The organism is Pseudaquabacterium rugosum (genome assembly GCF_038066575.1).
Classification (GTDB): Bacteria; Pseudomonadota; Gammaproteobacteria; order Burkholderiales; family Burkholderiaceae_C; genus Pseudaquabacterium; species Pseudaquabacterium rugosum.
In genome coordinates this window covers 57,101-68,989 of the sequence record NZ_JBBUTF010000016.1, presented here as the reverse complement: position 1 = coordinate 68,989, position 11,889 = coordinate 57,101, and the positions used below count along the sequence as shown (strand labels likewise).

General features: G+C 73.9%; 6 protein-coding genes. 3 read left to right on the top strand and 3 right to left on the bottom strand.

Going from position 1 to position 11,889, the window contains the following annotated elements; translation table 11 throughout:
- Window positions 1–45 precede the first annotated feature (45 nt).
- Both AACH11_RS17235 and AACH11_RS17230 read right to left on the bottom strand, forming a co-directional pair.
- On the bottom strand, window positions 46–1,137 hold the full coding sequence (locus AACH11_RS17235; protein WP_341375493.1) for an asparaginase: 1,092 nt from the start codon (window positions 1,135–1,137) through the stop codon (window positions 46–48).
- 99 nt (window positions 1,138–1,236) lie between these two features.
- Window positions 1,237–2,232, bottom strand: a complete 996-nt coding sequence (locus AACH11_RS17230) for a transporter substrate-binding domain-containing protein (protein WP_341375492.1) — start codon at window positions 2,230–2,232, stop codon at window positions 1,237–1,239.
- 284 nt (window positions 2,233–2,516) lie between these two features.
- Here AACH11_RS17230 and AACH11_RS17225 point away from each other — a divergent pair, with 284 nt between their 5' ends.
- Both AACH11_RS17225 and AACH11_RS17220 read left to right on the top strand, forming a co-directional pair.
- Window positions 2,517–3,512, top strand: coding sequence for a DUF3047 domain-containing protein (locus AACH11_RS17225; protein WP_341375491.1), 996 nt, complete (start codon window positions 2,517–2,519; stop codon window positions 3,510–3,512).
- 137 nt (window positions 3,513–3,649) lie between these two features.
- On the top strand, window positions 3,650–9,442 hold the full coding sequence (locus AACH11_RS17220; protein WP_341375490.1) for a hypothetical protein: 5,793 nt from the start codon (window positions 3,650–3,652) through the stop codon (window positions 9,440–9,442).
- Window positions 9,443–9,475: 33 nt separating this feature from the next.
- On the opposite strand, the gene AACH11_RS17215 is transcribed toward AACH11_RS17220, so the two are convergent.
- Window positions 9,476–11,119, bottom strand: coding sequence for an MFS transporter (locus AACH11_RS17215; RefSeq protein ID WP_341375489.1), 1,644 nt, complete (start codon window positions 11,117–11,119; stop codon window positions 9,476–9,478).
- 294 nt (window positions 11,120–11,413) lie between these two features.
- On the opposite strand from AACH11_RS17215, the gene AACH11_RS17210 reads away from it, so the two are divergent.
- Entirely contained in the window at window positions 11,414–11,782 is a 369-nt protein-coding gene (locus AACH11_RS17210; RefSeq protein ID WP_341375488.1) for a hypothetical protein, read from the top strand.
- Window positions 11,783–11,889 lie beyond the last annotated feature (107 nt).

Genomic DNA, 11,889 nt, shown 5'->3' with positions numbered 1-11,889 from the left:
CGGCCGGTGGCCGTGCGCGCCGGAAGGCGCACGGGATACGGCGGATCAGTACTCCATGAACTGGCGCTGCAGCGTCTTGCTGTCGGCGCCCTGGCTCAGGGCCAGCATCGTCAGGATACGCGCCTTCTGAGGGTTCAGATCGTGGGCGGCGACCCAGTCGTACTGGTCGTCGGGCTGCTCCGCGTTGCGGATCACGAAGCCACCGCCGACCACCCGCGCCGAACGCACGATCTGCACGCCCTGGGCCCGCAGCTCACGCAGCGCAGGCACCACGCCCGCGGCCACCGAGCCGTTGCCGGTGCCCGCATGGATGACGGCCTTGGCCCCCGCCGCGGCGAAGGCCTTGTAGGCGGTGTCGCCGACGTTGCCGTGGCCGTAGGCGATGTCCACGCGCGGCAGCGTGCGGATGCGCGTGATGTCGAACTCCGAGCCGGTGGTGTGGCGCTTGACCGGCGCGCGGAACCAGTGGCTCTTGCCCTCGACGACCATGCCCAGCGGGCCCCAGGGGCTCTTGAACGCCTCGGTCTTGATGTTGACCATCTTGGTGACGTCGCGGCCGGTGTGGATCTCGTCGTTCATCACCACCAGCACGCCCTTGCCGCGGGCCGATGCATCGGCGGCCACGGTGACGGCGTTCAGCAGGTTCAGCGCGCCATCGGCCGACAGCGCGGTGCCCGGACGCATCGAGCCGACCAGCACCACCGGCTTGTCGGTGTGCACGCTCAGGTGCAGGAAGTACGCGGTCTCCTCCAGCGTGTCGGTGCCGTGGGTGATGACGATGCCCTGCACGTCGGCTTGAACGGCCAGCGCGGCCACGCGCTGACCCAGCGTCAGCAGGTGCTCGTTGGTGAAGCTCTCGCTGGCGATCTGGAACACCTGCTCGCCACGCACCTGGGCCACGCCGGCCAGCTCGGGCACACCGGCGATCAGCTTGTCCACCGGCACCTTGGCCGCCTGGTAGGACGCGCTGTTGGCGGCCGTGGCGCCCGCGCCGGCGATGGTGCCGCCGGTGGCCAGCAGCATCACCTGCGGCTTGACGGCCTGGGCCTGGACGGCCGCGGCCAGACCCAGGGCGGCCAGCGCACCGGCCAGCGACTTCAGCACGCCGGCGAAAGACAGGGAGGACAGCAGTCTCATGGTGTACGTCAGGGTTCAGGGGAACAGGATCAGGACCGGGCGACCGGCGCCGGGTGGGCACCGGGCCGCGGCCCCGCGGGTCGGCCGTGGGCGACGGGATCAGTCACGCGGCCGGTCATCGGGCTGGCCATAGAGCACCAGCAGATCAGGTGAGGGAGGCCAGTTCAGGTTCATGCCGTGAGGCGGGATCGGCCGCTGGAACCAGCGCTGGTAGATGCGCAGCGCGTCGCCGTCGCGCATCAGCTGCGCCAGCGCCTCGTCGATCACGCGCTTGAAGCGGGCGTCGCCCTGGCGCATCGCGCAGGCATAGACCTCGGTGGACATCGGCGTGCCGACGACCTCCCAGTCCGCGGGCTGCTGGGCACGGGCACGCAGGCCCCACAGCAGGGCGTCGTCCATCATGAAGGCCGCGGCCTCGCCACGCTCCAGGCGGCTGAAGGCCTCGCCGTGGTCCTTGGCCACCAGCACCTGCAGCGCCGGCAGGCGCTCGCGCTCGGCATAGGTGCGCAGCAGGCGTTCGGACGTGGTGCCGGCGGTCACCAGCACGCGACGGCCCTTGGGGTCCTTCAGGTCGGCGAAGTCGCGGATCGGGCTGCCGCGGCGCACCAGCAGCCGCGTGCCGACGACGAAGATCGAGTTCGAGAAGGCGACCTGCCGTTCACGATCCCGGTTGTGCGTGGTCGAGCCGCATTCGAGATCGACCGTGCCGTTGAGCAGCAGCGGCAGGCGGTTCTGCGCGGTCAGCGGCACCAGCTTGATGGTCAGTGCCGGCAGGCGCAGCTCGCGCTTGATCGGCTCGACCAGACGCATCATCAGCTCGTGCGAGTAGCCGACGACCTGGCGCCGCCCGTCGTAGTAAGAGAACGGCACCGAGGACTCGCGGTGGCCGAGGCTGAGGGTGCCGGTCTGGCGGATGCGTTCGAGCGTCGACGCATCCTCCATCCAGGGCTGGGCGCGGACGGCGGGCGATCCGGTGCCGGCCAGCACCAGCAGCAGCCCGCCGGCCAGGGCGCGCCACCGCGGGGCCCGGCAGACACGGCCGGCCACCGGTCCGGTCGGACGGACCTGCGGGGGACGGCGGACGGCGACTCGCATGGACCGCTGCACAGCACATGGCATGCCAGGCGCCCACCGGCCGCGGCCCGCCCTGTGTCACCCTGGGACAGGGCGAGCGGACGCGGCGGCAGGCACACGGGATTCCGTGCCCGAGGCCCGGCCGCCGGCCCGCACCGGACGGAGATCCGACGGAGGACCGCCACCCGCACCCCGCACGCCGCATCCGGGGAACCCGCAGGTCGGCCCGCCGCTCCACGCCCTATGCTGCGCGCCGCCGCCGCCGCCGCACCACCTGCCCCCGCCATCGCTTCGCCATCCGCCCGATGCACCCGCCGTACCCGCTGCCCTGCCGCCCGCTCGCCCCCGGGCCTCGACCCGACCCGACCGGACGGCCCACGGCGCGACGGATCACCGCCCTGGTCGCCGCGACCCTGCTGTGGACCGGCGCCGCCGCCGCCCGCCCGTCCGATGCACCCCCCGATGCACCCCCCGATGGGCCGACCGCACGGGGCCCCTCGACGGCCCTGCCCGCTCCGGCCTCGGCCCCGGCCAGGACCGACGCCGAGACCGAGGCCCTCGTGCTGCCACCGCTCGACGATCCGGAGGCCGAGCCCCAGGCCACCGGCCCGACCCTCCCCGCGACGCGCCCCGCACCACCCCAGGACAGCGACGCCCCCGCCGATGCCGACGGCTGGCGCGCGGTGCGCCTGCCCGGCAAGGCGGCCACCCGCTACCGCCGTGCCGACCACGACGGGCGCGCGGCCTGGCATGCACAGGCCGACCGCTCGGCCAGCCTGTGGCGGCGGCCCTGGGCCTGCCCCCCGCAGGCGCTGGGCACCGTCAGCTTCTCCTGGTGGGTCCCGGCGCTGATCGGCGAGGCGCGGGTCGACCAGCGCGGACGCACCGACGCCCCCGCCCGGCTGCTGTTCGCCTTCGATGGCGACAGCGAACGCCTGCCACTGGCCACGCGGCTGAAGTTCGAGCTGGCGCGCGCGCTCAGCGGCGAGGAGCCGCCCTATGCCACGCTGGCCTATGTCTGGGATCCGGTGCTGCCGGTGGACAGCGTGATCGTCAGCCCGCACAGCGACCGCATCCGCAAGATCGTCGTCGAATCCGGCGCCGCCGGCCTGGGCCGCTGGCGTGACCACCGGCGCGATCTGGCCGCCGACTTCCGGCGGGCCTTCGGTGAGGCGCCGGGCGCGCTGCGCTCGGTCGCGCTGATGACCGACGCCGACAACACGGGCACCCAGGCCCAGGCCTGGTACGGCGAGGTGCACCTGCAGACGCAGGACCCGGCCACCCCCGACCGGCACGATTGAGGCCCCGGCCGTGCGATCCGCACGGTCGAACGTGTCCAGCCGGTGAACAGGCCGGTGGACGCCCCCTTACTGCCGACATCGGCCGCACTGGCGGTTTCTAGACTGGCCCGGTCCTCGAAACCAGGCCCGTCTTGCCCATGTCCTCCGCCGATATCGCCGCCCTGACCACCGATCAGATCGCGGCGTTGAGTGCCACGCAGATCAAGGCGCTGACCGCCACCGATTTCGGCGCCTTCAGCGCGCTGCAGATGGGCGCCTTCGCGGCCAGCCAGCTGGCCCTGCTGTCGACCGCGCAGGCCGCGGCCATCCACCCGACCGCCTTCGCCGCCATCGACGCGGGCGCCATCACCGGGCTGACGGCCAGCGTGCTGGGCGCGCTGACCACCGCCCAGGCCCAGGCGCTGGAGACCCCGCAGATCAGCGCGCTGACCACCCGGCAGCTGGTCGGGCTGGGCAGCCGCCAGGTCGACGTGCTGGACGCCGAACAGGTGGCCGTGCTGTCGGGCGCCCAGCTGGCGGCGCTGAGCACGGCGGCCGTGCGCGTGCTGGACGCGGACCAGTTGGCCAGCCTCAGCGACGAGGCCATCGGCGGCCTGAGCGCGACCCAGGCCGCCGTGCTGGCCGCCAGCCAGGTCGATGCGCTCGACCTCGGCCAGCTGACCAGCCTGAGCAGCGCCGCCCTCTCCCGCCTGGTCTCGTCGGCCGTGCGGGTGCTGGATCAACAGGACCTGGCCGCGCTGGCGGCCGACGGCGATCTGGGCCTGAGCGCGCGCCAGATCGGCCAGCTGGCCACGCAGCAGATCAGCCAGATGGACGAGGACACGCTGCGCGCCATCGGCAGCAGCGCGCTGGCCGGGCTGGTCAGCAGCCAGGTGGGCGCGCTGGCCAGCACCCAGGTGCAGGCCCTGGCCGCCCAGGGCGCACTGGCCGGCCTGAGCACGGCCGCCGTCGCCGGGCTGAGCACGCAGCAGCTGCAGTCCATCGACGGCGACAGCCTGCACCTGCTGAGCAGCCGCCAGCTGCAGGCCATGAGCAGCGCCCAGCTCGCCGCCCTCAGCGCCGAGGCCTGGGGCCAGCTGACCAGCACCCAGGCGGCCGCGCTCAGTTCGCGCCAGGTCAGCGCGCTGTCCAGCGCCCAGGTCGAGGCCTGGTCGGCCGAGGCCGTCGGCGGCCTGTCCACCACCACGCTGCGGGCGCTCGACAGCGCCCAGCTCGCCAGCTTCAGCGGCGAGGACATGGCCGCGCTCAGCGCCCGCCAGGCCGCCGCGCTGACCAGCCGCCAGGTCGTCGCGCTCGACGGCGAGCAGCTGGCCGCGCTGTCGACCGCCGCGCTGGCCGCGATCGCCACCCAGGCGCTGCGCGCCCTCAGCGTCGATGCGCTGGACGGCCTGGCCGACCGCGCGGCCATCGGCGCCCTGACCACCGCCCAGATCGCCAGCCTGGGCACGCAGCAGATCGCGGCGCTGGCCGGTGGCACGCTGCTGCAGATGGGCACGGCCCAGCTCGCCGGCCTGTCCAGCGTGCAGCTGGCCGCGCTGACCACCGCCCAGCTCGACGCACTGGAGGCCGCCGACTTCGCCGCGCTGTCCACGCTGGCGCTGCGCAGCCTGAGCGCACGCCAGCTCGACGTGCTGGACGCCGACGACATCGCCGCGCTGACCACCCGCCAGATCGCCGCCCTGACCACCACCCAGGTCGCCAGCCTGGAGGCCGAGCAGCTGGCGGCGCTGGGCAGCAACGGCATGGCCGCGCTCAGCACCGCCGCCGTGCGCGCGCTCGACACCCGGCTGATCGACACCCTGCTGGCCAGCGGCAACGGCCCGTTCAGCACACGCCAGATCGCCGCGCTGTCGACGGCCCAGCTCGGTGCCCTCGGCGCCGAGGCGCTGGAGCACCTGAGCGAGCGCCAGCTCGGCGCGCTCGGCGCGGGCCAGGTGCAGGCGCTGTCGACGGCGCAGCTGGCCGCGCTGTCGGCCGGTGCCGTCGCCGCCCTCAGCACGGCCGCCATCCGCGCGCTCAGCAGCGCCCAGCTGGCCGCGCTCGACGGCGAGGATCTGGCCGCGCTCGGCAGCCGCCAGCTCGCCGCGCTGGCCCCCGAGCAGCTGGCCGGCCTGGCCAGCGACGCCCTGGCCTCCTTCGGCAGCCAGCAGCTGCTGGCGCTGAGCTCGCGCCAGCTCGGTGCGCTGACCGCGCAGCAACTGGCCACGCTGTCGGTCGATGCGCTGTCGGCCCTGCCCACGGCCACCGTGCGGGCGCTGACCACCACCCAGCTGGTCGCCTTCACGCCCGAGCAGCTGCAGGCGCTGAGCACCGCCCAGGTGGCGGCACTGGCCTCCAACCAGCTGTCGCGGCTGCCGGTGGAGGTGCTGGCCGAGTTCAGCAGCCAGCAGGTGGCGGCGCTGACCACCGCCCAGGTCATCGCACTGGGCAGCGCCCAGATCGCCGGCCTGCACGACGACGCGCTGGCCGCGCTGTCGACCGCCGCCGTGCGGGCGCTGACCACCCAGCAGATCGCCCAGCTCGACGCCACGGCCATCGACACCCTGACCACCGTGCAGCTGCAGGCGCTGGGCTCGGCCCAGCTGCGCGCGCTGTCGACGCAGGCGCTGGCCGCCCTCGATGACGAGGAGATCACCGCGCTGTCGGCCAGCGCCCTGGTCGGCCTGGGCAGCGCCCAGCTGGCCCGGCTGGATGCCGAACAGCTGCGCACCTTCAGCTCGACCCAGATGGGCGCGCTGACCACCGCCCAGCTGGCCGGCCTGAGCCTGGAGCGGCTCGGCCTGCTGGGCAGCGCGCAGACCATCGGCCTGAACTCGGCCCAGCTGCGCGCGCTCGACACCGCCCAGCTGCTGGCGCTCGACAGCACGGCGCTTATGGCCCTCAGTCCGAGCGCCATGGCCGCGCTGACCACGCGGCAGATGATGGCGCTGGTCGAGCACGAGGCCGGCGTGCTCAGCAGCACGCAGGTGGCCGCACTGACCTCGACCCAGGTCGCGGCCATGAGCCTGGACAGCCTGCACAGCCTGGGCACGGCCAATCTGGTGGCGCTCAGCGCGCGCGGCCTGGCCGGCCTGGGCTCGGCCCAGCTCAACGGCCTGGCCACCGCCGATCTGGCGGCGCTGTCCTCGTCGCAGATCGGCGCGCTGGGCTCGCAGCAGCTGGCCGCGCTGCAGACCGTCTCGCTGGCCGCGCTGACCACGGTGCAGGTGCATGCACTGAACTCGGCCCAGCTGGCGGCCCTGAACACGCAGCAGCTGCAGGCCCTCGATGCCGAGGACCTGTCGGCCTTGTCGACCCTGGCCCTGCGCGGCCTCAGCAGCGCCCAGCTGCGCTCGCTCGATGCCACCGATCTGGCCGCGCTCGGCACGGCCCAGATCGCCGCGCTCGGCTCGACCCAGCTCGGCTGGCTGGCCAGCGCCCAGATCGAGGCGCTGAACACCCAGCAGGTGGCGGCGCTGGCCACGGTCGCGTTGCGCGGGCTGTCCAACGCCCAGATCCAGGCGCTGGCCAGCGAGGACGTGGCCGCCCTCGGCTCGGCCCAGCTGGCCGCGCTCGACGGCAGCCAGCTCGCCGGGCTCGGCGCGCGGCAGTGGGCGGCGCTGGGCACCGCGGCGCTGCCGGCGCTGTCGACCACGCTGCTGGCCGCGCTCGGCAGTGCGCCGCTGGCCGCGTTGACCACACACCAGGTCGCGGCGCTGACCAGCGGCCAGCTGGCCAGCCTGGGCGAAGGCCAGCTGGCGGTCCTCGGCACCGAAGACATCGCCGCGCTGTCGACCCAGGCCCTCGGCGCCCTCAGCCTGGGCCAGCTGGCCAGCCTGGGCACGCTGCAGATCAGCGCGCTCGGCAGCCAGCAGCTGGCCGCCCTCGGCAGCAACCTGCTGGAATCGTTCAGCACGGCGCAGCTGGCCGCCCTCGGCGCGGCCGCCGCACCGGGGCTGAGCGCGGTGCAGCTGGCCGCACTCGACGCGGCACAGTTCGCGGCGCTGAACACCGCCGCGCTGTCGGCCCTCGGCTCGGCCCAGCTGGCCGGGCTGGCAGTCGGCGAGCTGGCCGCGCTGGCGGCGACGCAGGTCCAGGCGCTGGCGGCCGCGGCCGTCACCGGTCTGACGACCACCGCCCTGCACGCGCTCGGCGCGGCCGACTTCGCCGAGTTCAGCAGTGCCCAGATCGCCCGCCTGAGCCGCAGCCAGATGGCCGTGCTCGACGAGGACCAGCTCAACGCCCTGGGCAGCACGCAGATTGCCGCCTTCGGCTCGGCCCAGCTCGGCGCGCTGTCGGCCGAGACGGTGGCCGGCCTGAGCGAGCCGGTGCTGGCCCAGCTGACCCGGCCGCAGACCGCCGGTCTGAGCGCCACCCAGGCCGCCGCGCTGGAGCCGCATCAGGTCGCCGCGCTCAGCGCCCAGGCCCTGGCCGGACTGAGCGCCTACGCCGTGGCCGCGCTCGACCACGCGGCGGTGGCCGCGCTGAGCACCGCACAGATCGCCGTGCTGTCGCAGGTGCAGGTGGCCGCCCTCAACGAGGACGCGGTCTATGCGCTGAGCCCGCAGCAGGCCGCCGCGCTCAACCGCCTGCAGGTGGCCGCGCTCGATGCCGACCAGGTCGCCGCGATGCGGCCCGAGACCTTCGCCGCCCTCGGCACCGCGGCCATCGCCGGCCTGGGCGAGGATGCCCTGCAATCGCTCAGTTATGGCGAGGTGATGGCGCTGAGCTCGCAGCAGCTGGCGGCCTTCAGCGCGATGCAGCTGGTGGCCATCGGCGCCGATGCCTTCGGCCTGCTCGACAGCGTGCAGCTGGCCGGCCTGAGCACCCAGGCCCTCGGCGCGCTGACGCCCTACCAGCTGGTGGTCAGCGGGCTCAGCGCCTCGCAGCTGGCCACCCTGGGCACCGCGCAGATCGCCGCCCTCGATCCCGAGACCTTCGCCGCCCTGACGACGACGCAGATCCGCAGCCTGAGCGCGGCCCAGATCGCCGCACTCGACCCCGAGCAGGTCAGCGCGCTGTCGACCACCGCGCTGTCGGCCTTCACCACGACCCAGCAGGCCGCGCTGAGCGACGAGGACCTGGCCGCGCTGACCGACAAGCAGCTCGACGCGCTGCTGATGGCCACGCCCATCGTGCTGGACCTGACGGGCAGCGGCATCCAGACCGTGGCCGCCGCCGACGGCACGGCCTTCGACCTCAACGCCACCGGCAGCCAGACGCAGCACGGCTGGATCGGCCAGGGCAGCGGCCTGCTGGTGCTCGACCGCGACGGCGACGGCATCGTCGACGACGGCAGCGAGCTGTTCGGCTCCGGCACCCGGCTGGCCGACGGCCGCCGGGCCACCAACGGCTACCAGGCGCTGGCCGACGTGGACGACAACGGTGACCTGAAGCTGGACGCCAGCGACGCCGTCTTCAGCCAGCTGCAGGTCTGGGCCGATGCCGACGGCGACGGCCAGACCGATGCCGGCGAGTTGCACGGCCTGGCCGAGCTGGGCATCGTCTCGCTGGATCTCGCGGCCGCCGCCGGCAGCACCACCCACGCCGGCAACTGGCTGGGCCTGGTCTCCAGCTACACCACGGCCGACGGCCAGAGCCGGCAGATGGCCGACGTGTGGTTCAGCAAGGCGACGGCGGCCGAGAACAACGCCGCGCTGCCGACGGTGTCGGAGCTGCTGACCGACGGCGCCGGCGCGCTGGCGCAGACCGCGCAGACTGCACAGAGCGCACAGAGCGCACAGGCCGCACAAGCCGCGCTGGCGGCGCTGGCCGGACCGGCGGCCGGGGCCGACGGCGACACGGCCTCGGCCAGCACCGCACAGGCGAGCGGCACGCCCGACGGCACCCCGACGGACGCGGCGCCCACCACCGCCCTGATCGCCCCGGTGCGCGGCAGCACCGACCTGGACACCGAACTGCTGGCCCAGCAGGCCTGGCGGCTGGTCTGAGCAGACGGCTCAGGCCCGGGCGGGCCGGCGCACTCAGCGCGGCAGCCCGCCCCGCCCCTCGGCCACATGGCGCTGCACCCGCGGCAGCTCCGGGCGCACGTGGAAGGCCAGACGCTGCTCGCGCAGCCCGGCATCGGCGGCACTGAAGCGCGCGAGGCGGCGCTGGTGCTCGATCCAGTTCTCGTCGACGAAGACCTCGACATAACGGCCGGGCACCGCCGCATCGCGGAACAGGCTCCAGCTCAGCACGCCCTGGCGCAGCCGCGCCTGGCGCGTGGCCTGCATCACGCGGGCGAAGTCCTCGGCCCGGGCCGGGTCGATCCAGTACTCGACCGAGACCATCACCGGCCCCTCGTCGCCATCGACCGCCTGCGCCGGCTCGGCGATGGTGGCCGGCACCTCGACCGGCGTGTGGTCGACCTCCTCGCCGCCGTCCACCGTCCAGTGCCGGGTGGCCAGCAGGAACAGCGGGCCGAGCACCGAGGCCACGATCACCGCCGCATCGATGCTGCTGAAGGCCGCCACCTGGCCCCACAGCAGCGAGCCGGCCGCCGAGCCGCCCATCAGCGCCATCTGGTAGGCCGACATGCCGCGCGCGCGCACCCAGTCCGGCAGCGCCATCTGCGCGGCCACCGACAGCGTGTTGGCCGTCGAGATCCAGGCCGCACCCAGCACCATCAGCAGCGGCACGCTCAACCACGGCGTGGGCGACAGCACCACCGCCACCGAGGCCGCCGCATGGACCACCGTGGCCACGCGCACGAAGGTGTCGCGGCCGAAGCGGGCGCGCAGCGCCGGAAAGGCCAGCGCCGCACCGATGGCCCCGGCGCCGATCGACGACAGCATCAGCGTGAAGGTGCCGGCCCCCGCACCCGGCAGCCGCAGCGCGACCAGCGGCAGCAGCGCCATCAGCGCCGAGGACTGCAGGAAGAAGGCGAAGATGCGCACCAGCACCACGCGCATGCGCGGGCTCTGCGTCACGTGCTGGATGCCGACCCGCATCGCGCCGAGAAAGCGCTCGCCCGGCAGCGCGGACGGCTGGGCCTGGGCCTTCCAGCGCAGGATCAGCACCGCCGACATCACCGCCAGCACCGCGTTCAACGCGAACACCGCGGTGGCGCCGGCGGCCGCCAGCAGCGCACCGGCGATCGTCGGCCCCAGCACCCGCGCCAGGTTCATCGAGATGCCGTTGAGCGCCAGCGCCGCCGGCAGGTCCGACCGCGGCACGACCGAGGGCACGATGGCCGAGAACACCGGCCAGCGCAGCGCCAGGCCGATGCCGTTGGCGAAGGTCAGCGCCAGCAGCAGCGGCGCGTTCAGCCCGCCGACGAGCGCCGTCAGCGCCAGCACCAGCGCCACCAGCGAGACCCACAACTGGGTGGCCGCGTAGTAGCGCCGCCGGTCCAGGATGTCGGCCAGCGCGCCGCTGGGCAGGCCCAGCAGGAAGACCGGCAGGGTCGAGGCCGTCTGCACCAGCGCCACCATCACCGGGCTGGTCGTCAGCTCCGTCATCAGCCAGGCCGCCGCGACGTCGTGCATCCACATCGTCAGGTTGGCCGCCGCCCAGGTGATCCACAGGTTGCGGAAGACCGGCCCGTCCAGCGGCGCGAGCGCCCCGGGCAGACGGCGGCGGGCGGTGGCGTGGGCGTCGGCAGGCGGCAGGGCGTCGTGGCTCATGGCCGACGGATCATCGCGCAGGCGCCGCCGCAGCGATGCAGACGGACGGTGCATGGAGCCGAGACGGACGCAGCGCCGGATCGGCCGCGCAGGGCCAGGGCCGGCCGGATCCGCGATGTGCCTGACGCCACGATCAAGGGGCTGGCGGCACGGCAACATTTCTTCACGCGCACCTAGAATGCCGCCCGCGCCCGGTCACAGGGCGTCCTGGGCCTGCGTGACCAGGGGAGGTAGCCGAACGCCATCCATCCAGGTGCGTCCAGCCATCACGCGAATGCCACAACGATATCCAGAATGAACAAGAGTCTCATCGCCGCGGCCGTCGCGGCCAGCGCCCTGCTGTCGGGCTGCGCCACCGTCTTCAACGAGGCCAACCAGACCGTCAACGTCACCTCGTCCAACGGCCAGAAGGTCTCCGGCACGGTCGACGGCAAGCCCTTCGAGACGCCGGGCGCCGTGCAGGTGCTGCGCACCCGCAGTCCGAAGGTGTTCAACGTCGACGCGCCGGGCTGCGCCAAGCAGACCACGGTCAACAGTGACGTCGACGTCAAGTTCTTCGGCAACATCCTGATCGGCGGCGGGCTCGGCTCGACCACCGACTACTCCACCGACAAGATGTGGAAGTACGCGGACAACGTCTCCATCCCCTGCAGCAACCCGTGATGCGGCGCGTACCCCGTCGCGACGGGGTGCGGACCAGCGGCCTTCGGGCCGCTTTTTTTTGGCGTCCGCCCGTCGCGCTGCTACTGGCTCTGCTGACCGCCCTGTCG

Bases quoted from the DNA above. Each gene is read 5' to 3' on its own strand.
- AACH11_RS17220 (WP_341375490.1), top strand. From the start codon at position 3,650: ATGTCCTCCGCCGATATCGCCGCCCTGACCACCGATCAGATCGCGGCG.
- AACH11_RS17225 (WP_341375491.1), top strand. From the start codon at position 2,517: ATGCACCCGCCGTACCCGCTGCCCTGCCGCCCGCTCGCCCCCGGGCCT.
- AACH11_RS17215 (WP_341375489.1), bottom strand. From the start codon at position 11,119: ATGAGCCACGACGCCCTGCCGCCTGCCGACGCCCACGCCACCGCCCGC.
- AACH11_RS17210 (WP_341375488.1), top strand. From the start codon at position 11,414: ATGAACAAGAGTCTCATCGCCGCGGCCGTCGCGGCCAGCGCCCTGCTG.
- AACH11_RS17235 (WP_341375493.1), bottom strand. From the start codon at position 1,137: ATGAGACTGCTGTCCTCCCTGTCTTTCGCCGGCGTGCTGAAGTCGCTG.
- AACH11_RS17230 (WP_341375492.1), bottom strand. From the start codon at position 2,232: ATGCGAGTCGCCGTCCGCCGTCCCCCGCAGGTCCGTCCGACCGGACCG.